At 73.9% G+C, this 22781-nt stretch carries 22 protein-coding genes; 10 read left to right on the plus strand and 12 right to left on the minus strand.

What is annotated here, in order from left to right:
- Window positions 1-75: 75 nt before the first annotated feature.
- A complete protein-coding gene (locus tag ABT354_RS22825) occupies window positions 76-738 on the minus strand; it encodes a TetR/AcrR family transcriptional regulator (RefSeq protein WP_351496672.1) in 663 nt (220 codons plus the stop codon).
- Window positions 739-921: 183 nt separating this feature from the next.
- Between ABT354_RS22825 and ABT354_RS22830 the strand changes: the two genes are divergently transcribed.
- Window positions 922-2202, plus strand: coding sequence for a DUF418 domain-containing protein (locus ABT354_RS22830; RefSeq protein WP_351496674.1), 1281 nt, complete (start codon window positions 922-924; stop codon window positions 2200-2202).
- Window positions 2203-2284: 82 nt separating this feature from the next.
- Here ABT354_RS22830 and ABT354_RS22835 read toward each other — a convergent pair whose 3' ends face one another.
- The 8 genes from ABT354_RS22835 to ABT354_RS22870 all read right to left on the minus strand — a co-directional run bounded on the left by ABT354_RS22835 (window position 2285) and on the right by ABT354_RS22870 (window position 12296).
- Window positions 2285-3175 (minus strand): siderophore-interacting protein, encoded by an 891-nt coding sequence (locus tag ABT354_RS22835; RefSeq protein ID WP_351496676.1) that lies wholly within the window; start codon window positions 3173-3175, stop codon window positions 2285-2287.
- Window positions 3172-5022 (minus strand): ABC transporter ATP-binding protein, encoded by a 1851-nt coding sequence (locus ABT354_RS22840; protein WP_351496679.1) that lies wholly within the window; start codon window positions 5020-5022, stop codon window positions 3172-3174. The genes ABT354_RS22835 and ABT354_RS22840 overlap by 4 nt, the downstream gene beginning before the upstream one ends.
- Window positions 5019-6776 (minus strand): ABC transporter transmembrane domain-containing protein, encoded by a 1758-nt coding sequence (locus tag ABT354_RS22845; RefSeq protein ID WP_351496681.1) that lies wholly within the window; start codon window positions 6774-6776, stop codon window positions 5019-5021. The genes ABT354_RS22840 and ABT354_RS22845 overlap by 4 nt, the downstream gene beginning before the upstream one ends.
- Complete coding sequence (locus ABT354_RS22850; protein WP_351496683.1) at window positions 6773-7615, minus strand: ABC transporter ATP-binding protein; 843 nt, start codon at window positions 7613-7615, stop codon at window positions 6773-6775. Before ABT354_RS22850 ends, ABT354_RS22845 begins: the two co-directional genes overlap by 4 nt.
- A gap of 32 nt (window positions 7616-7647) precedes the next feature.
- A complete protein-coding gene (locus ABT354_RS22855; RefSeq protein WP_351496685.1) occupies window positions 7648-8742 on the minus strand; it encodes a FecCD family ABC transporter permease in 1095 nt (364 codons plus the stop codon).
- Window positions 8743-8819: 77 nt separating this feature from the next.
- The gene (locus ABT354_RS22860) at window positions 8820-9932 is read right to left on the minus strand and encodes a FecCD family ABC transporter permease (protein ID WP_351496687.1); all 1113 of its coding nucleotides are present in this window, start codon (window positions 9930-9932) and stop codon (window positions 8820-8822) included.
- A 109-nt stretch (window positions 9933-10041) separates the two neighbouring features.
- Entirely contained in the window at window positions 10042-11175 is a 1134-nt protein-coding gene (locus tag ABT354_RS22865) for an iron-siderophore ABC transporter substrate-binding protein (RefSeq protein ID WP_351496689.1), read from the minus strand.
- Window positions 11176-11450: 275 nt separating this feature from the next.
- The gene (locus ABT354_RS22870) at window positions 11451-12296 is read right to left on the minus strand and encodes a helix-turn-helix domain-containing protein (protein WP_351496691.1); all 846 of its coding nucleotides are present in this window, start codon (window positions 12294-12296) and stop codon (window positions 11451-11453) included.
- Between the two features lie 121 nt (window positions 12297-12417).
- Here ABT354_RS22870 and ABT354_RS22875 point away from each other — a divergent pair, with 121 nt between their 5' ends.
- Window positions 12418-12615 carry a DUF397 domain-containing protein gene (locus ABT354_RS22875; RefSeq protein ID WP_351496693.1) on the plus strand — a complete coding sequence of 66 codons (198 nt, stop codon included), beginning with the start codon at window positions 12418-12420 and terminating at the stop codon, window positions 12613-12615.
- A gap of 66 nt (window positions 12616-12681) precedes the next feature.
- Here the strand turns inward: ABT354_RS22875 and ABT354_RS22880 are convergent, their stop codons facing one another.
- The gene (locus ABT354_RS22880) at window positions 12682-13065 is read right to left on the minus strand and encodes a winged helix-turn-helix transcriptional regulator (protein ID WP_351496695.1); all 384 of its coding nucleotides are present in this window, start codon (window positions 13063-13065) and stop codon (window positions 12682-12684) included.
- 153 nt (window positions 13066-13218) lie between these two features.
- On the opposite strand from ABT354_RS22880, the gene ABT354_RS22885 reads away from it, so the two are divergent.
- Window positions 13219-13629, plus strand: coding sequence for a RidA family protein (locus ABT354_RS22885; RefSeq protein ID WP_351496698.1), 411 nt, complete (start codon window positions 13219-13221; stop codon window positions 13627-13629).
- Window positions 13630-13706: 77 nt separating this feature from the next.
- Here ABT354_RS22885 and ABT354_RS22890 read toward each other — a convergent pair whose 3' ends face one another.
- Window positions 13707-14522 (minus strand): DUF4253 domain-containing protein, encoded by an 816-nt coding sequence (locus ABT354_RS22890; protein WP_351496700.1) that lies wholly within the window; start codon window positions 14520-14522, stop codon window positions 13707-13709.
- A 181-nt stretch (window positions 14523-14703) separates the two neighbouring features.
- On the opposite strand from ABT354_RS22890, the gene ABT354_RS22895 reads away from it, so the two are divergent.
- Window positions 14704-15135 (plus strand): SgcJ/EcaC family oxidoreductase, encoded by a 432-nt coding sequence (locus ABT354_RS22895; RefSeq protein WP_351496702.1) that lies wholly within the window; start codon window positions 14704-14706, stop codon window positions 15133-15135.
- A gap of 77 nt (window positions 15136-15212) precedes the next feature.
- Here ABT354_RS22895 and ABT354_RS22900 read toward each other — a convergent pair whose 3' ends face one another.
- Window positions 15213-16916, minus strand: coding sequence for an FAD-dependent monooxygenase (locus ABT354_RS22900; protein WP_351496705.1), 1704 nt, complete (start codon window positions 16914-16916; stop codon window positions 15213-15215).
- Window positions 16917-17054: 138 nt separating this feature from the next.
- Between ABT354_RS22900 and ABT354_RS22905 the strand changes: the two genes are divergently transcribed.
- From ABT354_RS22905 to ABT354_RS22930, 6 genes are all read left to right on the plus strand, one after another.
- Window positions 17055-17666 (plus strand): DinB family protein, encoded by a 612-nt coding sequence (locus ABT354_RS22905; RefSeq protein WP_351496707.1) that lies wholly within the window; start codon window positions 17055-17057, stop codon window positions 17664-17666.
- Window positions 17667-17999: 333 nt separating this feature from the next.
- Window positions 18000-18224, plus strand: coding sequence for a hypothetical protein (locus tag ABT354_RS22910; RefSeq protein ID WP_351496709.1), 225 nt, complete (start codon window positions 18000-18002; stop codon window positions 18222-18224).
- Window positions 18211-19554 (plus strand): amidase, encoded by a 1344-nt coding sequence (locus tag ABT354_RS22915; RefSeq protein ID WP_351496711.1) that lies wholly within the window; start codon window positions 18211-18213, stop codon window positions 19552-19554. The genes ABT354_RS22910 and ABT354_RS22915 overlap by 14 nt, the downstream gene beginning before the upstream one ends.
- 66 nt (window positions 19555-19620) lie before the next feature.
- Entirely contained in the window at window positions 19621-20313 is a 693-nt protein-coding gene (locus ABT354_RS22920; protein WP_351496713.1) for an SMI1/KNR4 family protein, read from the plus strand.
- 156 nt (window positions 20314-20469) lie between these two features.
- Window positions 20470-21813 carry a diaminopimelate decarboxylase gene (gene lysA, locus ABT354_RS22925; RefSeq protein WP_351496715.1) on the plus strand — a complete coding sequence of 448 codons (1344 nt, stop codon included), beginning with the start codon at window positions 20470-20472 and terminating at the stop codon, window positions 21811-21813.
- Window positions 21814-21822: 9 nt separating this feature from the next.
- A complete protein-coding gene (locus tag ABT354_RS22930) occupies window positions 21823-22746 on the plus strand; it encodes a LysR family transcriptional regulator (RefSeq protein ID WP_351496717.1) in 924 nt (307 codons plus the stop codon).
- The last annotated feature ends 35 nt before the right edge of the window (window positions 22747-22781 follow it).

The raw sequence follows: 22781 nt of genomic DNA on the forward strand, positions 1-22781 counted from the left end.
GACGGGCCTTCGGCGATGTCACCTCCCCGATGCCGGTGGCGTACGGGCCCGGGGCCGGGGCACCGACCGGCGCCGTCAGCCCGGCAGCAGCCCGCCGAGCAGCGCGTCCAGCCCCGCCCGGAACATCCTTCCGCCGTCCCCCGGTCGCAACGGCAGCTCCCCCATGCGCCGCACCCGGGGCAGCCCCTCGGTCCCGGAGCTGAGCAGCAGCGCCATCCGCCCCCGGCGGTTCTCCGGCAGCGTCGCCGGCAGACTCGTCAGATGCCCGAAGGTGAACCACCACAGCGCCCAGTACGCCTCCATGCCCCGCCGCTCGTCGAGCCCCGCCCGCTCCAGCAGCTCCAGCACCCCTTCCACATAGGGCAGCGCCGCCCGGCCGAACAGATCACCGCTGCGCAGCGCCTCCACCGCCCAGGGGCTCAGCGCCAGATGGTCGCGGAGCCCGACAAAGGCGAGGGCCAGGCACTCCCGGGGGTCCTCGCCCGCCGGCAGCGGCGGAAGCTCCCGGGCCACATCGTCCAGCATGGCGACAACCAGCTCCTGCTTGTCCGACATATGCCGGTAGAGCGCCATCGGCGTCACACCCAGCTCCGCCGCCACCCGGCGGATCGTGACCGCGTCCATCCCCTCCCGCTCGGCCAGCCGCCGCCCCGTGTCGACCACTGACGCCCGGCTCAGCGCACCGCGCCGCCTGCGGCGGTAGGGCACTTCATTCCCCAAGCCCGCTGTACTCGACATGGTGGCACCCTAATTGATCGGATGTGTCACCCCCTCGGCGCGCCCCCTACGCCCCTTCTCGGCCATCCTCCGCGCCCCGCGCGCCAGGAATGATCACGGGGACAGGTTGCCGGGCGTTCCTCGCGTCTGTCCCGGAGGACGGCCGAGCGTACGGCGTCCAGGACCCGACCGTAGGGCGGCAGCATGAGTCAGAGCACCGAACGGCACCCCCGTACACCGAAGGAGGCCACAACCGACTCCGAGAACGACACCGGCACCGCCACCGGCCGGGGCCCGGTGGCGCGGATCGCGGATGTCGACGCGCTGCGGGGATTCGCGCTGCTCGGCATCCTGCTGGTCAATATGGGGGCCATGGCCACCACTTACCACGGCGGCGGACTGGTGGACCCCGCCTTCGACGGGCCGCTGCACCAGGCATGGCGCTTTATGACCGCGGTGGTCCTGGAGACCAAGTTCTATCTCCTCTTCTCCTTCCTCTTCGGCTACAGCTTCACCCTCCAGATGGGGTCCGCCGAACGGGCCGGCGCCCGGATCACCGCCCGGATCCTGCGCCGCTGCGCCGCCCTGCTGGCGCTCGGTATCGCCCACGCGCTCTTCCTCTACCCGGGCGACATCCTCATCACCTACTCCATCCTGGGCCTGATCCTGCTGACGCTCCGCGGCATCCGTCCCCGTACGGCGGTGCGCACCGCGATCACGATCCTGGCCGTCTGCGCCCTGGGCTACCTCACCCTGGGATGGAGCGCCTGGGCGGGCCATATCGACGGGGACATCGGTTCGGCGGCCGAGGAGGCCCGAACCCGCCTCGCGGAGCTGAGCGGGGACGCCGGCTCGGTGCTCGGGGCGTTCGCGGGGGAGCAGCCCGCCGCCGCCCTGACCATCTTCCTCGTCCAGGGGCCGCCCGCGTTCGCCGCCTTCCTGCTGGGACTCGCGGCGGGCAAGCGCGGCATCATCGCCCACGCGGCGGACCACACCGTTCTTCTGCGACGCCTCCAGTGGGCCGGTTTCACCGTCGGCCTCGCCGGTGCCGTGTTCTACGCCTGGACCGTGACCCGGGGCAGCGGGCTGGAGGCCGTGGGCTTCGGCCTGGGGGTGGACCTGCTGACGGCACCGCTGCTGACGGCCGCCTACGCGGCCACCGTGCTGCGGGTGCTGACCAGTGAACGGGGCACCCGCCTCGGCCGGGCGCTGGCCCCCGCCGGGCGGATGGCGCTGACCAACTACCTCACCCAGTCGCTGGTGGTGGCGCTGATCTACACCGGCTACGGTCTCGCCCTGGTCGGGGAGGTGGCACCCGCCCTGGTGACGCTGATCGGCCTCACCCTCTTCGCCACCCAGCTGGTGTTCAGCCGCTGGTGGCTGAGCGGCCATGCGTACGGACCGGTGGAGTGGGTGCTGCGCGCGGCCACCAACGCCCGCCGCCCGCGGTGGAAGTCCCGCACCGGGGACCGTGCGACCGGCTGAACCGTCCGGTCACGCGGTCCCGGTGGGGACCGCGTGACCGTCACGCACCGCTGTACGTGCTGCGGTACGGGCTGCGGGGTTCTCAGAGCCCGAGCCCGCTCAGCCGCTCCTCGTAGGTGATCGTCACATCCTCCAGATCGCCCTCCGGGTTCTCCCACAGCGCGGCCAGCTCCGCCTTGACGCCCTCGGGCAGCGCCTCGTACCGCTCGCTCCAGCTGTCGCCGCCCGGGGCCCAGTAGCCCACCACCTTGAAACGGTCGGTGGGCAGCTCCAGCGTCCTGCGCAGATGCTTGCGGACACTGCGCAGGGCGGTGGTCTCGCCCGCGACCCAGACATAGGTGTCCGTGAGGTCGGTGCCCGGCGGGAGCGCCGCCGTGACCAGGTCCGCGAGGCGGCTGGGGGTACGGCCGTTGCCGCCGTGGGCCCAGGTCACCCGGGTACGGGGGTGCGCCGGCAGCGGCTGGACGGAGCGCTCGTCCGGCACCTCGACGATCGCGCGGGTGGTGAGGGAGTCCGGGGTGTTCTCCAGGATGCGGGCGAGCGCGGGCAGCCCGGTCAGGTCGGAGACCAGGATCTGGCGGGTGACCCCCTCGGGCCGGGCGTACAGACCGGTCGGGTCGTTCAGACCGAGCGGGTCGCCGGGGCGTGCCGCCGCCGCCCAGCCGCCCGCGACCCCGTGGTCGTGGAGGACGAAGTCGATGTCGATCTCGGCTGATTCGGGGCGGGCCGCGCGGATGGTGTAGGTGCGCATGGGGGCGGTGGGGCGGCCCTCGGGGGTCTCCCAGCCGGTGTCGGTGGCGACGGGCAGGGAGAGTTCCCGGCGGTCGGGGCCGTGCGGGAAGAAGAGACGGACATACTCGTCGCCCACCCCGGTCGAGACAAAGCCGGGCAGGTCCCCGCCGGTCAGGGTGATCCTGACCATGGTGTCGGTCAGGGGTCGCACACGGGACACGGTGGCGCGGTAGATGGTCATGACTCCATGCTCCTTGGTGGGTTCATGCGGTGCGTCCGGGCGGGGGCCCGGTGGCCCTGGGTGTACGCGCGCCACAGCGTCGCGTACTCCCCTTCCCGGGACAGCAGATGTTCATGGGTGCCCTGCTCGGCGACCCGGCCGTCCTGGAGCAGGACCACCAGATCGGCGTCGCGGGCCTGTTCGAGACGGTGGGCGACGATCACCCCGGTACGGCCCCGGGTCACCCGGCGCAGCGCCTCGGTGAGCAGGGCCGGGGTGGCCGGGCCCGACTCGGCGGTGGGTTCGTCCAGGATCAGCAGCGGCGGGTCGGCCGGCAGCACCCGGGCGAGGGCGAGATGCTGCACGGCGCCCCCGTCGAGGCCGACGCCGTCCGCGCCGCCGAGGACGGTGTCCAGACCGGTGCCCGGCGGCAGGGCCCGGACCGCGCCCGACTCGGCGAGGGCGTGTTCGAGCGCGGCCCGGGTCGCGTCCGGGGCGGCCAGGGTGAGGTTGTCGGCGAGGGTGCCGCCGAAGAGATGGGTCTCCTGGGTGACCAGATAGGCCCCGGGGGCGCGGTGGGCGTCGTCGCCGCCGACGGTGACCCGCCCCTCGTCGGGGCGGCCGATGCCCGCGATGAGCCGGGCCAGGGTGCTCTTGCCGGAGCCGCTGGCCCCGACCAGGGCCACGGTGGTGCCGCCGGGGACGCTCAGACTGACCCCGCGCAGGGCGGGCCGGGTGGCCCCGGGATGGGTGAAGGTCACCCCCGACACCTCCACCGACGGCGGCGCTGCGCCCGGTCTCCCGGCGGCGCCCGGCTTTCCGGCGGCCCCCGGGCCCCCGGCCGGTGCCACCGGACGGGCGCGGTCGGCGCCGAGATCCGTGACCCCGATCAGACGGCCGAGGCCGACCGTGGCGCGCTGGATGTCGTCCAGCCCGGTGAGCAGCGCCCCGATCGGCCCGAAGAGCCGGTGGAAGTAGAGGGCCGCGGCGGTGGCGGCGCCCAGTGTGATCGCCCCGGACTCCAGCAGGGCGAAGCCCATGACCAGGATCGCCGACATCCCCAGGAACTCGGCGATGTGCAGCCCGCCGTAGAAGCGGTTGGCGAGCCGTACGCCGTCCCGCTGCCGGTCGACGGCGCGCAGACTGCGGTCGGCGAGATCGCCGAGGTGGTGCTCCTGGGCGCGGTAGGCACGGATCGTCTCGGCCCCGCGCACCGCCTCGATGACGGTCTGGCCGCGCTCGGCCTCCAGCCGGCGCACATCCCCGTAGACGAGATGGGAACGGGCCAGGAAGCGGCGGGCCGCGTACCACTGGACCGGTACGCACACCAGACCCGCGAGGGCGAGCCGGGGGTCGAGGACGGCGAGCCCGGCGAGGGTCAGCCCGATGGTGAGGAGCGCCCCGGTCAGCTGGGGCAGCACTCCGGAGGCGGCCTCGGAGATCGCCTCGACATCGCCGGTCACCCGGGAGACCACATCGGAGCTGCCACCGGATTCGAGGGTCTCGGCGGGCAGTTGGACCGCCGCCTCGAACACCTCCTCGCGCAGCCCGGCCAGGGTGTCCTGGACGAGTCCGGCGAGCATCCGGCCGCCGGCCAGGGTCAGGGCCGCACCGGTCAGGGAGACCAGGACGAGCAGCGCGCCCAGGGCGGTGATCCGGCCGTTGCCGGCCCCGGTGGTCACCGCGTCGACGATGGCGCCGAGCAGCAGGGGCGCGGTCAGGGTGACGGCGGTGCCGCAGACCAGGACGAGGGCGGTGGCGGTGAGGCGGCCGCGCCGGCGGGCGAGCCGGCGGGCGGTCTCGCGGCGGGCCCGGCGCGGGGTGGCGCTGGGCAGGGTCCCGGCGGGAGCGGGGGAGGGCCGGTTCACCGGAGGGCTCCCTTCGGTCCGTCGGCGCGGGCGGTCCCGTCAGCGGTGCCGGCGGTGTCACGAGCGGTGCCGGCGGTGCCGGCCGTGTCACGGTCGGCGCGGGCGGTGTCCCGGAGATCGACCACCCGGTCGCAGCAGGCGAGCAGGATCGGGCTGGCGGTGATGAGCAGGGTGGTGCCGGGCACCGCCCGCAGCCCGGCGGCGATCCGGCCCTCGGTCACCGGGTCGACGGAGGTGGCGGGCTCGTCGAGGACCCGTACGGGCGTCCCGGCGTGCAGGGCGCGGGCGAGCAGCAGCCGTTGCCGCTGCCCGCCGGAGAGCCGTCCGCCGTCCTCGCCCACCTCGGCCTCCGGGCCGCCCAGCTGGTCCAGTACGTCGTCCAGGGCGGCCGCCCTCAGCAGTACGGGGTCCAGGGTGCCGCCGGGCGGGGTGAGATTGGCGCGCAGGGTGCCGCTGAAGAGGGAGCCGTGGTGCGGGGGAGCGGTGATGTGCGCGCGGACGCCGTCCGGGCCGAGGTCGGCCGCGTCCCGTCCGGCGACCAGGAGTTCGCCCCGGGGCACCGGGATCCGGTGGGCGAGCCGGTCGCTGAGGTCACGGGCGTGGGCGGGGTGGCGGGGGACGAATCCGACGACCGACCCCGCCGGGATCTCCACGGGGGAGTGATGGCCGGGCGGCTGCCACCGCAGATCGATGGCCGGGCCGGGCACGGGCGCCGGGCCGTGGGCGGCGGGGGCGGTCCCGTCGAGCAGGGCGGCCAGTCGGCGGGCGGAGGCCCGCTTGTGGGCCCAGTTGGCGGCGAAGGTGCCGACATGCGCCAGGGACCCCTGGAGGAACTGGGCGAGCCCGAGGACGGTGACGAGCTGCCCCACCGTCAGCCGCCCCTCCAGCGCCAGCAGTCCGGCGGCGGTGGCCAGTCCGGCGAGGAACACCCCCGACAGCGCGGTGCTCAGCGCCGTGTACCCGAGGACGGAGCGGGCCGCGGCCACCGCGCCCCGGCGTGAGGCCTCGCTGGCGGTCCGGTAGCGGGCGGTGGCCTCGGCCCGCGCGTTCATCCCGATGAGGACCCGCAGACCGGTGATCATGTCGGTGGCGACCTCGCCCGCCCGCGCGGCGGCACCCTGCTCGGCGTGGCCCCGCGCTTCGAGCGGCGTCGCCAGCCGCTGGGTGAGGATCAGCACCAGGACCGTGCTGACGATCACCCCGAGGCCCAGCGGCACCGAGATGACCAGCAGGGCGACGGAGGCGGTGAGGATCGCGGTGACCGTGGCGGCCTGTTCCACGACGCTCCAGGAGACCCCGGCCACCCGATAGGTGTCGGAGGTGACATGGGAGAGCGCCTCCCCGGGGCCGAGGCGGCGGCGCGGCCCGCGCGGGTCCAGGAGCCGGGTCATGGCCGACTGCCGCAGCTCGTGCTCGGCCCGCCCGTACACGGTGACCATGGCGGCGGAGGCCCCCTGGTAGGAGAGGGACAGCACCAGGAACACGGTCGCGAGGACGGCCAGCCACAGCGGCAGCGCGGCGGCGTCGCCCGGGGCCAGGGCCCGGTCGATGACCACACCCACGACGATGGGCACCAGCGCCTCGCAGAGCTGGTGCGCCATAAAGGCGAGCGTGGTCAGGGCGAGCCGGCCCGCGCGTCCGCCACGTACCAGGGCGAGCCGGAAGAGATCGCCGGGTGTGACGGCCGGGGCGGGGTCCGGGGCCAGGTCCAGCTCTGGAGCCGGGGCGGGACCCGGGTCCGGGCTCGGGCTCACTCGGTGTCCCGGCGGCGGGCCAGCGGGACGACCATCGGCGTACCCGTCTCCGGGTCGGGCACCACCCGGCACGGCAGGTCGAACACCTCGCGCACCAGCTCGGCGGTCATCACCTCGCCGGGTGGGCCCTCGGCGACCACCCGCCCGTCCCGCAGGGCGATCAGATGGGTGGCATAGCGGGCGGCGTGGTTGAGGTCGTGGAGAACGGCGACCAGGGTATGTCCCGAGCGGTGCAGATCGGTGAAGAGTTCCAGCAGCTCTATCTGGTGGGCGATGTCCAGGAAGGTCGTCGGTTCGTCCAGCAGCAGGACCGGGGTCCGCTGGGCGAGCACCATCGCCACCCACACCCGCTGCCGCTGCCCGCCGGACAGCTCGTCGACGAGACGGCCGGAGAGCGCGGTGACCGAGGTCGCCGCCATGGCCTCGGCGACGGCCCGTTCGTCCTCGGCGGTCCACTGCCGGGTCAGCCCCTGGTGGGGATAGCGGCCCCGGCCGACGAGTTCGGCGACGGTGATGCCGTCCGGGGCGAGGGAGGTCTGCGGCAGCAGCCCGAGCCGGCGGGCCACCTCCTTGGTGCCGTACGAGGTGATCGGGCGGCCGTCGAGGACGATCTGCCCGGCGGTGGGGGCGAGCAGCCGGGAGAGCGCCCGCAGCAGGGTCGACTTGCCACAGGCGTTGGGGCCGATGATCACGGTGAACGAGCCGTCGGGGACGGCCACATCGAGATGGTCGGCGACCGGGTGACGCGCGTACCCGAGGGTCACATCGCGTGCCTCCAGCCGGGCCGTGGGGCCGGCGATGGCGGTGGCCGGGGAGGTGCGGTCGGTCGTCGTGGGCATGGGGGTTCCTCGGTACGGGGGCGGTACGGGGGTCATCGGCGGGCGGCGTACTGACGGGCGAGGAGCCAGGCCAGATAGAGCCCGCCGACACTGACGGTGACCACGCCGACGGGGAGTTCGATCCGCTGGGCCGTGAAGTCGGCGGCGACCAGGACCAGCGCGCCGGTGAGGGCGACGGGCACGATCCGCAGGGTGGTGGCGGCACGGGTCAGCCGCTGGGCGATCTGCGGGGCGGCCAGCGCCACAAAGGCGATCGGCCCGACGGCGGCGGTCACCAGGGCGGTGAGCGCGACCCCGACGACCGTCGCCGCGAGCCGGGTGCGCTGGGTCCGGATCCCGAGCGCGAGGGCGGTGTCGTCGCCCATCTCCAGATGGGCGAGCGGCCGGGCGACCCACAGGGTGCACAGCAGCAGCGCCGCGAAGACCATGGCGGCCGGCCGCAGCTGGTCGAAGCCGAGTCCGCTGAGCGAGCCGGCGCCCCAGCTCGCCGCGAGCATCGCCTGCTGGGCGTTGACCGACAGCAGCAGCATCGAGGTGAGCGAGCCGAGTCCGGCGCCCACGGCGATGCCGACGATGATGAGCCGGAAAGGCTGGAGTCCGCCCCGGTAGGCCAGCAGATAGACCAGGAACGCCGTCGCCGTTCCGCCGAGCAGCGCCCCGGCGGCCACCGCGAGATAGTCGGCGGTGCCGAGCAGCAGCAGGACGACGCTGGCCCCGGCGTAGGAGCCGGAGGAGAAGCCGATCACATCGGGGGAGCCGAGGGGGTTGCGGGTGAGCGACTGGAAGATCGCCCCGCTGACCGCGAGAGCGGCCCCGCACAACACCGCGAGGAGCAGCCTCGGCAGCCGCCAGGTGACCACGACGAGACGGGCCCTCGGGTCGGAGTCCGGGTCGGTGAGGGCGGTCAGCACCTGGCCCGGGGTCAGTGACCGGGAGCCGGTGGCGAGGGTCAGCGCGCCGAGGGCGAGCACCGCGGCGAGCAGTGCGCAGCAGACGAGGACGGTACGCCGGTCGATGAGGAAGGCGGTGCCCAGCCGTCGCCAGGTCCAGGTGGCCCGGCCGAAGTCCACGGACCCGACGGACGCGGGGGATTCCTCGGGCGTACGGGGGGCTGGGACCGGGGGCATGGCGGACTCGGGTTCCTGGACTGAGGCGGAGACGGCGGGGACAGCGGCGGGCTCCGGGGTGCGGCCCGGGGGGCGGTTCACAGCCCGCTCGCCGTGCGGCGCCGTACGAGGACGATGAGGACGGGGGCGCCGACGAGCGCGGTGACCAGCCCGACGCGCAGCTCCCCGGAGGGCAGCACCACCCGCGCCACGATGTCGGCGGCCAGCAGGAAGGCGGGTGCGACGAGCAGCGTGAGCGGCAGGACCCACCGCTGGTCGGGGCCGGTGATCCAGCGCACGATGTGCGGCACCATCAGCCCGACGAACGAGATCGGCCCGGCGACGGCGACGGATGTCCCGGCGAGCAGGGTGACCGCGAGGACCACGGCCACCCGGGTGGGGCCGAGCCGTGCGCCGAGGGAGACGGCGGTGTCGTCGCCGAGCGCCAGGGCGTTGAGGGGCCGGGCGCACAGCAGTCCGAGGAGCGCCCCGGCGGCGAGCAGCGGCCCGGCGACGGTCAGGATGTCGAGGGGCCGCCCGCCGAGGGAGCCGATGCCCCAGAACCGCATGGTGTCGAAGGTGGCCGTGTTCTTGAGGGTCAGCGCGGTGGTGAACCCGCTGAAGACGGCGGTGAGCGCGACTCCGGCGAGGGTGAGCTTCACCGGGGTGGCCCCCTGGGAGCCGAGCGAGCCGAGCACATAGACCAGGACGGTCAGCACGAACGCCCCGGCGAGGGCGAACCAGATGAACCCCGAGGGGTCGGTGAACCCGAGCACCCCGACGGCGAGGGTCACGGCGAACGAGGCGCCCGCGTTCACCCCGAGGATGCCGGGGTCGGCGAGCGGGTTGCGGGTGAACGCCTGGATGAGGGCCCCGCACAGCCCGAGGGCGGCGCCGACCACCAGCCCGGTCACCGTGCGCGGCAGCCGTCCCTCGCGGACCATGACGTGCTCGTCGGGGAGGGTCGCCGGGTCGATGCCCCGGGCGATGCCGGTGAGCGCGTCCCACACGGTGGCGGGGTCGATCGGGCGGGCCCCGACCATCAGGCTGAGCAGGGTCGTCGCCAGCAGGAGTACGACGGCCGCCAGCAGGACGGGCAGCCGGCGGCGGGGGCGTGGGGCCGGGCCCGCACCGGAGGAACCGGAGTGCGGGCCCGGAGCCACGGCCATCCGCGCGGGCGCCGTCCCACCGGTGGGTGAGGTGATCGTCACGGGGTGGGTCCTCGTGGGCTGTGGACGGGAGCGGGTGGGGCAGGGGAGCGGGTGGGGCGACCGGTGCCGCGACCGGTGGAGGTCTCCGGCCGCGGCACCGGTCACCGGGTCAGGAGGTCTTCCCGGCGCCGGTCACACCCTTCCCGGCGACGGCGTCGGCGAGCATCGGCACATAGCGTTCGAGCGCCCAGGGGATGGAGAGCACGCTCGGGCCGCTGGTGGCCATGCCGAGCGAGGGGTCGCGGACGAAGGCGTACCGCTTGTCCTCGATGGGCTCCCACCGGGTGAACAGCGGGTCCTTGAGGGTGTGGCCGATCTCGCCGGGGGCGTTCGCCCAGGCGACGAAGACATCGGCCTCGATGGTGTCGAGCTTCTCCAGGCTCACCCCGCCGTACCAGTTGGAGCCCTTGACGGTGGCCGCGATCTTCTCCATCGACGGGGTGTTGCGGAAGCCCATCTCGGTCAGCAGCCGCACCCGGGGGTCGTAGTCCATGTACAGCCCCAGCTCGGTGGAGCCGGGGGTGAGGGCCACCCCGTAGGCGAAGGTGCTCTCCTTGAACTCGGGGTTCTCCTTCGCGACATCGGCGAGCCGGCCCTCGACATCGGTGACCAGCGAGGTGGCCTTCTCGTTCTCCCCGAGGGCCTTGCCGATGGTCCGGGTCATGTCCTGCCAGGTGCCGCCGTCCCAGGGCTTCTTCAGATACGGGACGGTGGGCGCGATCTCGGACAGCCGCTTGTAGTCGACATCGCTGATGCCGGAGTACAGGCCGAGGATCAGATCGGGTTCGAGGGAGAGGATCTGCTCGAAGTCGATCTCCCCGGCGTCGCCGTAGTCCAGGGTCTCGGGCAGGGTGCCGCCGAGCTTCTCCACCCGGTCGCGGAACCAGGGGGTGTACCCCTCCTTGTCGCCGCCCCACTGCTCGTCCACGCCGACGGGCACGGTGCCGAGCGCGGCGACGACATCCAGCGACATCCAGCTGACCGCGACGACCCGCTGGGGCTTGGCGGTGATCCTGGTGGTGCCATGGGCATGGTCGATGGTGACGGGGAAGTTCGTGGACGCGGCGGCTGTCCCGCCCTTCCCGGCGTCCGCGCCGGCACCGCCGGAGTCCGACGTACCGCCGCCGCAGCCGCTCAGGACCAGGGCGGCGGCGAAGGCCAGCCCCGCGAGACGGGCCCTGGCCCCGCGGCGGCGGGGCGCGGGGGAGGGAGCGGCCTGTGGTCCGGCCGTGGACAGGGACATGGTTCTCCTCGGTTCTGCGGATCCGCGCGGCGCGGTACGGCGCGACGGCGGACAGGTGGTGCGCGACCTGCAAGGCGGTAAGGCGTCACCGGGGTACGGACTCCGCGGACGGTCCCGCGCACCGTAGGTCAGGTAACCCTTACTTCGCTCAACGCTAGGGAACGGACGGAACCCCGGGCGTCGCACGACGGCCAGGGTGCGTCGTGAATCGGCCACCCCATGACCGGCCGGAGAGGAAGGGCGGCCGGAGGGGGAGGGCTGCCGGCGCGGGCGGGTCAGGAGCCCGGCAGCGCGCGGAGGTACTCGGTCGGGCTGCTGCCGGTGACCCGGCGGAAGGCGGCGCTGAACGCGCTGGTCGTGGAGTAGCCGCAGCGGTGCGCGACCAGATTCACCGGCCGGCCCTGGCTGAGCAGGGTGATCGCGGACGACATCCGTACCAGTGCCCGCCAGCGCGTGAACGGCATACCGATGTCCTGGGCGAAGGCCCGGGTGACCGTACGCACACTCAGCCCGTGCCGTACGGCGAGGTCCTCCAGCGACGCGTCGTCGTCGGGGTCGTCCAGGACGGCGTGGGCGAGGCCCCGGATCCGCCAGTCCTCCGGTACGGGTACATCGAGCGCGGGCAGCGGGTCGTCCTGGAGCAGCTCCAGAACGACCCGCTGGGTACGCAGCCGCAGCCCGTCCGCCATGGCGGTCGCGTCGAGATGGAGCAGCATCTCCTGGAGCGCCCGCCCCACTCGCAGCGCGCGCGGCGCCGGCCAGTCGTCGGGGGCGGCGGAACGGATCACATAGGTGTAACAGCCCACGCTCCCGGGGTCGGGAGCGGAGGCGTGCGGTGTCCCGGGCGGCACCCAGACCCCCTGCCCGGGGACGAGCCGGCGCAGCGCACCCGGGGTGTGCAGGATCATCGAGCCGCTGTGCGGCCAGACGAGCAGCGCGTCGGGGTGCGTATGCACCCCCAGGTGCCCCAGCCCGGTCCGCTCCCCGCCGTCGAACACCGCGGTGGTCAGCAGATACGGCGGAGACACCTCCGCCCCGCCGACCGTGGGGTCGGCCCACTGGAGGAGGGGTGCGGCGGATGGTTCGCCCCACGGGCGGCTCGGGACAGCGGCAACCGACATGAACTTAGGCTAGCCTAAGTTCCCTCCGCCCGGTCCGGTGCCCCTCCCCTTCGCCCGGCACGCTCGGAACCGCACCCTCCGGGGTAGGGAACCGTCGTCACCGCCGATGAAGGAGGAAACCATGGGCGCCGCGGAAGAGTTCTCCGGGCTCATCTGGACGAAAAGCTCGTACAGCATCCACAGTTGCCTGGAGCTGGCCCGGCCGGACGGCCGTTCGGTGGCGGTCCGGGACTCCAAGGACCCCGGGGGGCGGCTGCTCCGCTTCGGTGCGGACGGGTGGAGCGCCTTCCGGTCCGGGATCCGGTCCGGGGCGCTCTGACCGTACCGATCCCGGACCCGGGACCCCGCACCCGGACGGACCCCAGGGCCCCGGCGCCGCCCGCGCTCAGGCGTTGTCGAAGCGGCGCCGGGCCTCCTCGATCTCCCCGAGATAGCGATGGGTCCAGCCGCACATGCCGTCGACCGTCGCCCGCAGGGCGCGCCCCGGCTCGGTGAGGGTGTACTCGACCCGGGGCGGCACCGTGGGGTACACCGTCCGTCCCACCAGGCCGTACCGCTCCAGCATGCGCAGATTCTGGGTGAGCATCTTGTGGCTGATGCCCTCGACCTCGTCGCGCAACTCGCCGAAGCGCAGGGTGCGCTCCCACAGCGCCTCGATGATCAGGAGCGCCCATTTATTGGCGACGTCCGAGAAGATCTCCCGCGCCAGCGAGTCCGCGCGCCGCAGATCCGCGTCCTCGGGCGAGCCGGTGAAATGCTTGGTCACCATCAGGTTCCCCAGTCACTGAAAAGTTCGTTCTTCCAGGTCGGCAGTCACTCTCCTAGAGTTCCCGAGTAACCACAAGAGAGCACGGGCGCTCCGGGTTCCCCCTGCGGTCCCCGGCGGCGGACCGTGCCCGCCACGGGAGGAGAGACCACCGGTATGACCACCCCCGATGTCTCCAGCGTCTTCAACCACGAGGTCCCGGCCGAGACGGAGTTCGGCTACGCGCAGGCGATCAGGTCCGGCGATCTGATCCATGTCTCCGGACAGGTCGCCTTCGACGAGGAGGGCGGCCTCCTCCACCCGGACGACTTCGCCGGCCAGCTCGCCCGGGTCCACCTCAACACCGACAAGGTCCTGGACCACTACGGCGTCACCCGCCGCCAGATCGTCTCGCAGACCGCCTACCTGGTGGGCGTGCAGCGGAACGCCGCCGCCGTGGCGGAGGGCAATCTCGCCTACTTCGGCGACCACCGCCCGGTCACCACGGCCGTCGGCGTCACCGAACTGGCCTTCCCCGGCCAGGTCGTCGAGATCGCCTTCGTGGTCGACACCAGGCTGCCCGCCTGACCCCGAGAACCTGCCCCCGGTCGCCGGACACTGCGCACGGTGCACGGTGCACGGTGTCCGGCGCACGGTGCCCGGGGTCAGTCCCACCAGAACTCCCAGCAGTTCGCCCCGATGAGCCGGTCCGCATAGGAGGCCAGCGACTGCGGGCGCGGCCCCTGCCACACATTGTCCGGGCAGAAGGCGAAGTGCTCGGCCGCGACGGCCAGCGCGGCCTCGCGGTCGGCCGGCGGCGCGGCGACACTCAGATGCAGCGTCGCGAACCCGATCCCCACCACCCGTACCCCGAAGCGCTCCTCCCAATCGCGCACCACTGCCGCGTGGGTGCCGGTGTCGCCCTCGTAGTTGACCGGGCCCTCCCAGCCGAGCAGGGCGAGGGCGTCCGCACCGCGCGCCGCCGCCACCAGGCCGAGCCGGACCCGCGCATGGAAGGAGGCGAAGAACTCCGCGTACTCGACGGCCTCGGCGTCGGCGTTCGTGATGTCGCCACCGGCCCGCGCCGGGCCCGGCCAGCTCCGCCCGAAGGGGGCGGTGACCGCCGCCCGCGCGGCCGGTGCCAGGGGGTCGTCCTCGTCACCGGTATGCGTATGGCACTGCCACCACCGGGCCAGGAGTGCGGACGGATCGTGGGAGTCGGGCGAGGACATCCTCCCCGGCTCCAGTTCCCCCGTAGCCCAGGGCCGGAAGCTCTCGTCCCCCTCCAGCGGGACGAGCAACAGGGGCCACAGCCCGGAGCGCTCATGGACGGCGCGTATCCGCCCCCAGAGCCCGAGGGGGAAGTCCGGCCCGTCGCTCAGCCACAGGGGCGGCCGGGCATCGCCCCCGTCCTCGTCCGACGTGATCATTCGGCCGGGCGGCAGTACGACACCGGCGGATCGCAGAAGTTCAAGATTCACAGGGCGGATGCTAACTCCGGGGTCCGACACCGCCACCGACTCCGGGGTCCGACACCGCCGCCGCCGCCGAACAACAGGGGTCACCCCCGCGCTTGACCTCAACTTTGGTCCAGGTTGTGGAATGGCTGTCAGCGGCGAACACCGCCGCCCCCGGAGGAATCCGGAAACGGAAGGAACGGCCATGACCAACGAGACCCTCGTCGTGGGAGACATATCGGAGCGGATCCGGGCGGCGGTGACCGGGGTGGTCAAGGCCCTGGAGAACGCGTTCAACACCAAGGACCCGATCGCGCTGAGCGAGCAGTTCTCCACCGACGCGTCCTGGTCGAACGCCCTGGGCACCCGGCTGGACGGCCGTGCCGCCATCGCCGAGTTCAGCGCCCCGGCGCTGAAGGGCTTCCTGAGCGACTCCTACGCCCGGTACGACATCGCCAAGCTGCTGGAGGTCGCCCCCGGAGTGATCGCGGTGAATGTGGTCCAGACGCCCACCGACGCCACCGGCGCGCCCGTGGCGGGCCCGTGGGGGTCGACGCTCTATGTGATCGCCGAACGTGCCGACGGCTGGCGGATCGTCGCGGGTCAGAACACCGCCGTCGACGCCCCGCGCACCTGATCACCCGGGTGGGGCCGCCCGGACACCGCGGGCGCACGGTGTCCGCGGGGCGGTGGCCGGTCGCCGGGCCGTCGCCCTCATCCGGGCGGGGACAGGGCCGTGCGGTACGCCGACAGGGCCGCCGAGGTGTCGGCGAGCGGGAAGCGGGCGCCGAGCTGCCCGTCCGGGCGGACGACGAAGCCGGCCGGGCCGCCGGGGCGGTAGAGCAGGGCGAACTCCCCGGCGGCATCGCGGTATCCCGGTACGGGCAGGGCGTCCTCGGCCCGCGGCGCGGCCTCGCGGGCGAGGATCGTGAGCGTCCGGAAACCGGCGCCCGGCAGGCCGGGGGAGCCCGCGTCCACCACGGCCGTCGTCGCCCCGACGGCCTCGACGGCCGGGGCGAGTCCGGCAGCCTCGACGGCACCGGCGAGTTCGGCGGGGTCCGCCGCGTACAGGAGCACCACCTGCCCCGTGTGCCCCCGCAGGATGTCGAGCAGGCGCAGCGGCCGGGCGGCGACCGGGGTGGTCAGACCGGCGCAGTCCGGGGCCCGGTCACCGGGCTGGGGCGCGTCGGCGGGCCCGTACGGGCTTCCGGCGAGCGGGCCGCCCCGGTAGCCGACGAGCAGTTGGGCCTCCCGGAGCAGCACGGTCCGCGGATCGTCGCGGTCGGCCTCGATGCCCTCGACGGCATGGCGCACGGTCCGGCCGACGACCTCCTCACCGACCGGGCGGCGCTCGGCGTCATAGGTGGTGAGCAGGGCGGAGCCCGCCTCTCCCCGGACCACGAGGGCGACCTTCCAGGCCAGGTTGCACGCGTCCTGGATGCCGGTGTTCATGCCCTGGGCGCCGGTGGGCGGGTGGATATGGGCGGCGTCGCCCGCGACGAGAACCCGGCCGTCGGCGTAACGGTCGACGATCCGATGGCTGATACGGAAGACGGAGGACCAGCGCATCCGGGAGAGCGTGGCGGGCCGGGGACCGAGCCGGTCCACCACGGCCTGGATCCGCGACAGCTCCGGTGACCGCCCGCCCGCCAGGCCGTGCGTCACGCCCGCGCCGTCCGCCCGGCCGCCGATCTGTGCGGAGAGTTCGGGCGGTACCAGCATCGACATGCGGTAACGGCCGGTGCCGGGGAGGGGGATGCAGACCAGGACGGCCTCGGTGGAACCGTCGTCGGCCAGCCGGCTGGAGCGGATGCCGTAGCCCGGCGGCAGATCCCAGTCGGCCTCCACATCGGCCAGCATGTACTCCTCGGGGAAGGCCGCCCCCTCGAAGCTCAGACCCAGCCCCTTGCGGACGGTGCTGTGGGCTCCGTCGCAGCCGATCAGATACCGGCAGCGCACCTCCTCCCCGGCGCCCGAGGCGGTCCGCAGGAGGGCGGTGACCCCGTCCCGGTCCTGGGTGAACGACACCAGCTCGGTGCCGCGTTCGATGACCGTCCCCAGGCCCGCGACATACTCCTCCAGCAGGCGCTCGGTCTCGTACTGCGGCAGCGCGGCGAAGCCGTACGGCACCTCGGGCGGCAGGGCGAGTTCGATCCGGGCCCGCTCCCGGCCGTTGACATGGATCAGCTGCCCCCGCAGCGGAACGGCGGCCTCCAGGACGGCGCCGACCAGCCCCATGCGGTCCCAGATCTCCAGGGTGCGCGGCTGGACACCGACCGCCTTGGCGTACGGGAGACGCGCCGGCAGCCGGTCGACGAGACGGCAGCGCACCCGGCGGCGGCGCAGTTCGGCCGCCGCGCTCAGTCCGACAGGGCCGGCGCCCACGATCAGTACGTCGGCCGTACGGGTGCGTGCCACGGGTGCCTCCCAGCGCCTGCCCCCGGACCTGCTGCCCCCGGACCTGCCTCCCCCTGAACCCGTCCCGTCCTTCCATGGTCGCCCTCCGGCCCGCCGCCCGCGCGCCGGGGCCGCCGCCCCACCCGGCAGACTGGTCCCATGACCGTCTCCGATGCCAAGGCCGACCTCCGCTTCTATCTCCGGTCCGCCCGTGACGCCCTGCTGTGGAAGCTCGACGGGCTCTCCGAGTACGACATCCGCCGCCCCGCGACACCGACCGGCACCAACCTCCTGGGCCTGGTGAAACACGCGGCCAGTGTGGAGCTGGGCTACCTCGGCGACACCTTCGGACGGCCGTCCGGCGAGCCGCTGCCCTGGCTGGCGGAGGACGCCGAGCCCAATGGGGACATGTGGGCCACCGCCGACGAGTCCCGCGCGTTCGTCGTGGGGCTCTACCGCCGCGCCTGGGCACACGCCGACGCCACGATCGACGCACTGGCGCTGGACACGATCGGCACGGTGCCGTGGTGGCCCAGCGGCCGGGACGAGGTGTCGCTGCACCATGCCGTGGTGCGCGTGATCGCCGATACCCACCGCCACGCCGGCCATGCCGACATCATCCGGGAACTCATGGACGGCGCGGTGGGGATGAACGAGGGTAAAACGGCCATGGCGTCGGTCGGCCCGGAGTGGTGGAAGACCTACCACGACCGGCTGGAGCGCACGGCGCGCGAGGCCGACCGGGCCGCGCCCGGGGACCCGGCCGTCTGAGACAGGGCCTGCCGCCGCACCCGTGAGAGCCCCCACGCACCGGCCCGCCGGCGGGCCGCCGTGCCCGCCCGGGTACGGCGGTGGCCCTGACGGCCGGTGGCCCGGTCGGGTGCGGAACCGGGCAGGCCCGGGCCTCAGGAGTCGCACCGCTCGCACCCTCATGGGCCCGGCCCGGTGAAGGGGAATACCCTTGAGGGCAAAGGAAAGTGACGTGACGACACCCCGCCGCGCGCGGGTCGCGCCGACCCGGCGGCGGCAGCCCCGGTGATCGCTCGGCACACCCGCGCGGCCGGTGCCCGTGCGTCCGTCAGAGGCGCCTGCGAGAGGACGACCGTGTCCCTGCCCGAACTCACACCCCCGGAGGCCGCCCGCTGGGCGGCCCTCGCCGGAATCGAGCTGGACCCGGCCCGGCACGCGGTGGTGGCCGCGACCGCCGCGCATATGTTCCGCGGGCTCGCGGAGCTGCGCGCCGTCGAACTGGGGGACACCCCGCCGGCCACCACCTACGACCCGGCCGGCGACCTGCCGGGAGAGGCGGCCTCCGATGCGGCCCAGTGAACTGACCCTCGCCGCCGCCGCGGAGCTGATCCGGGAGCGCCGGCTCTCCCCGGTGGAGCTGGTGGAATCCGTGCTCGACCGGATCGAGGAGACCGAGCCCAAGCTCGGGGCGTATGCCCTGGTCACCGCCGACCGGGCTCGCGAGGAAGCCCACCGGGCCGCCCAGGAGATCGCCTCCGGACGGCTCCGGGGCCCGCTGCACGGCATCCCCATGGCCCTCAAGGACCTCATCGATGTGGCGGGGCTGCCGACCACCGCGAGCTCCCGGGTCCGGATCGCCGCCGGACACCGGGCCACCGAGGACAGTACGGTCACCGCGCGGCTCGCCGCCGCCGGAGCCGTCCTCCTCGGCAAGGCCCACACCCATGAGTTCGCCTATGGAGTGCTCACCCCGCAGACCCGCAACGCCCGTGACCCCGAACGGATCGCGGGCGGCTCCAGCGGCGGTTCGGCCGTCGCCGTCGCCGCGGGCAGCGCGACCTTCTCCCTCGGAACCGACACCGGCGGCTCCATCCGGATACCGGCCGCCCTGAACGGGATCGTCGGCCTCAAACCCACCTACGGCCTGGTGCCCACCGAGGGAATCGTCCCCCTCTCCTGGTCCCTGGACCATGTCGGCCCCCTCACCCGGACCGTCGAGGACGCCGGGCTCGTCCTGGCCGCCCTCACCGGAGAGCCCCCGGAGCCGGCGGAGACCCGGCGCGGCCTCGACGGCCTCCGCGTCGGTGTGCCCCGCGACCACCGCACCGAACGCGTCCACCCGGAGGTGGCGGCCGCCGTCCGGCGCGCGATCGACCGTCTGCGCGAACTGGGGGCCCGCACGGTCGACATCGACATCCCGATGGCCGGACAGCTCATCCCCACCCACCAAGGGCTCACCCTCCCGGAGGCCACCGCCTTCCATGAGGAGACCCTGCGCACCACCCCGGAGCTGTACGGGGACGATGTCCGCACCCTCCTCGAAACCGGCGCGCTGGTTCCCGCCATCGGCCATCTGCGCGCCCAGCGCGTCCGTACCCTGATACGGGCGGCCTGGTCCCGGCTGCTGCGCGAGGTGGATGTGATCGCCGCCCCCACGGTGCCGATCACCGCCGTCCCCGCCGGGGCGGAGACGGTGCACTGGCCGGACGGCACCCAGGAGAGCGTCACCCAGGTCTATGTCCGGCTCGCCGTCGCCGCCAACATCACCGGGTTCCCCGCGCTGAGCCTCCCCGTCGGCCGCGACCGGGACGGACTCCCCATCGGCCTCCAGCTGATGGGGCGGCCCAGGGAGGAGTCCCTGCTCCTGGCCGTCGGCACGGCGTACGAGACCGCCGGCCCCGGGGCGTAGCAGGCAGCGGGGCGGGCCCGCCCCGGCCGCCGCTCCGCTGTCAGTGGGCCGCCGTAGGCTCCCCGTATGAGCGATCAGTGGTGGTCAGGCATACGGGAACGCGTCGCGGAACTCGGCGCACGGGAGTCCGCGGGGAAGGTCTTCGGAGCCTATGGACACGGCTGGATCCTGGCGGACCCCCTGTCCGCGGACGACCTCGCCGACCTGGAGGCGCAGCTCGGGGTCGAGCTGCCCGAGGAGTACCGGACCTTCCTCACCCGGGTCGGCGCGGGCGGCGCGGGCCCCGCCTACGGCCTCTTCCCCGTACGGTACGCGGAGCAGCGCTGGCAGTGGGAAGGCGACGGCGCGGACATGACCAAAACCTCCCTGCTCGCCCTGCCCTTCCCCGGGAGCCCCCACCCCGCCGCCGAGGCCGTCGAGCGGCTGCGCGCCGAGCGCCCCGACGAGGACGAGTACGACGACGAGGACGCCTTCGAGACGGCGTACGAGGCCTGGGAGGAGCAGTGGTACGACATCTTCCTCGGCCCCGCCCGTACCGCCGGAGCCATCGTGATCAGCCATCTCGGCTGCGCCCTGCGGGAGTGGCTGATCGTCAGCGGTCCCCATCGCGGCACCGTCTGGTCCGACCCGCGCGCCGACGACGCCGACCTTGAACCCCTCCTGGACCCCGAGGGCCGGCCCGTCACCTTCCGGAACTGGTACACCCGCTGGCTGGAGGAGGCCGAGCACACGGCCCTCGGGACGGCCCCGGGCGCCTGACCACGGCCCCGCACACCACCCCTGCCCCGCGCCGGGCCGGGTCGGCCGGGCGAGCATCGGATTTCTCGATGCTCACCCCCGGAAGAATCCGCTTTGGTCTCCTTCGCCGAGGACCGAGGATGGCTCCGAGTCCGTCACCAGGAGGAACCAGAAGCCATGACGACCGCCATCTCCCCGGATCTGCTCCCCCTCACCGCCGAGGACGGCCCCTCGGGACTGTCCGTCGGCGGTGTTCCCCTCGCGGAACTGGGGCGCGTCTTCGGGACACCGCTCTTCGTGTACGACGAGGAGCATCTGCGGCAGCGGTGCCGGGAGGCCGTCACCGCCTTCGGACCCGGCCGGGTCGCCTACGCCTCCAAGGCGTTCCTGTGCACCGCCATGGCCCGCCTCGCCCACGAGGAAGGGCTGCTCCTCGATGTCGCCTCGGGCGGCGAGCTGAGGGTGGCCCTGCACGCGGGCGTACCGGGCCACCGGATCGTGCTCCACGGCAACAACAAGAACGACACCGAGCTGCTCGCGGCGGCGGCCGCCGGGGTACGGCACATCGTCGTCGACAGCTTCGACGAGATGGACCGGATCGAGCGCCTCCACACCACGGCGGGGATCGCCCCACAGCCCGTGGTGCTGCGGATCGCGCCCGGTGTGGCGGCCGGCGAGCACGAGGCGATCCGTACCGGCGGCACCGACTCCAAGTTCGGGTTCGGGCTGGCCACCGGCGACGCCGGGACGGCCGTGCGCCGGGCCCGGGAGTCGGCGGCCATGATCCTGGAGGGCGTCCACGCCCATGTGGGCTCCCAGGTCCTCGACGCCGCACAGCTCGCGGACGGCGCCGCCGCCGTCGCCCGGTTCGCCGTCGGAGCGGGGGTCCTGGGACTCACCGTCGGCGGCGGCCTCGGAGTGGCCTACGAGGCCGGGCAGACCGTCCCCTCCTTCGCCGACTGGGCGGCCGGGGTGCACACCGCCGCGCGGAACGCGGGCTGGCGCGGCGAGGTGACCGTCGAACCCGGCCGGGCGATCACCGCACGGGCCGGGCTGACCCTGTACCGGGTGGGCACCATCAAGCGGATCGCCGGTATCCGCACCTATGTCAGCGTCGACGGCGGGATGAGCGACAACCTCCGCCCCGCGCTCTACGCCGGCCGGTACGAGGCATTCCTGCCCCGTGCGCCCCACGCGGACCGCACCCTGCGCGCCCGGGTGGTCGGCAAGCACTGCGAGAGCGGCGACGTGATCATCGACGACGCCGCGCTCCCCGCCGATCTCCGCGTCCACGACCTGCTGGCGACGCCGGTCACCGGGGCGTACGGCTACGCCATGGCCTCCAACTACAACAAGCTGCCCCGGCCCGCCGTGGTCTTCGTCCGCGACGGCGAGGCCCGGCTCGTCGTACGGCGGGAGACCGAGGACGACCTGCTGCGCCTGGATGTGCCCGCCCCGGGCACGGAGCCGCGGGCACACCGGGCCGACCTGGTCACCGCACGCCATCCGGCCACCGCCTAACCTGGCGCGATGCTGAACAGTGGTCGTCTGCACGTCCTCCTGGAGATCGCCCGCAAGGGCACCATCGTCGCGGCGGCCGGGGCACTCCATCTGAGCCCCTCGGCCGTCTCCCACCAACTCGCCCGGCTGGAGCAGGAGGTCGGGGTCGCGCTCGTGGAGCGCGGCCCGCAGAGCCTGCGGCTGACCGCCGCCGGCCGCCGGCTGGCCGAGCACGCGCAGGGGATCGCCGACCTGATGGCCGTGGCCCAGGACGACCTGCGGGGGCACTCGGCCGGGGAGGCCGGGGTGCTGCGGCTCGGGTTCTTCGCCTCCGCGGGGCTGGAGCTGCTGCCCCGGGCCCTGGCCGCGTTCGCCGCCGGGCGGCCCCACGCGGAGCTGGAGCTGATCCTCGGCCAGCCCCATGACCTCCTCCCCGATCTGGAGGCGGGCCGGCTGGACGCGGTGGTCGTCTTCGAGCATCCGCTGGACCCCTGGTGCCGGCAGACCGCGGCCGAGGTGGAGATGTTCTTCGACGAGCCCCAGCTGATCGTGGTGCCCCTGCGGCACCGGCTGGGCCGGCGCTCCGTGGTCCGGCTGGCCGCGCTGGAGGGGGAGAGCTGGATCGGCACCCGAGGGGGCACCAGCGGCGAGCCGGTCCTGGAACGCGCCTGCGCCTCCGAGGGCTTTCTGCCCCGGGTCCGCTGCCGCAGCGACCACTACCAGGTCACCATCAACCTCGCCCGCGCGGGCATGGGCATCGCCCTGGTCCCGGCGCTGGGCCTCGGCGACACGACAGGGGTGCATGTGCTGCGCCTCGACCACCCCCAGCTGCACCGGCGGATCGGGGTCGCCACCCGACGTACCAACGAGAACCCGCTGCTCCGGGCCTTTCTGACCGATCTGCGGTCGGCCGCCGGGGAGGTGGGTGCCCTGCTGGGCGCCCAGTGGGCCTGACAGGCACCCACCTCCCCGGCGGCCCGGGGCGCCGG

The sequence above is a fragment of the Streptomyces sp. NPDC000594 genome (assembly GCF_040299965.1).
GTDB lineage: Bacteria > Actinomycetota > Actinomycetes > Streptomycetales > Streptomycetaceae > Streptomyces.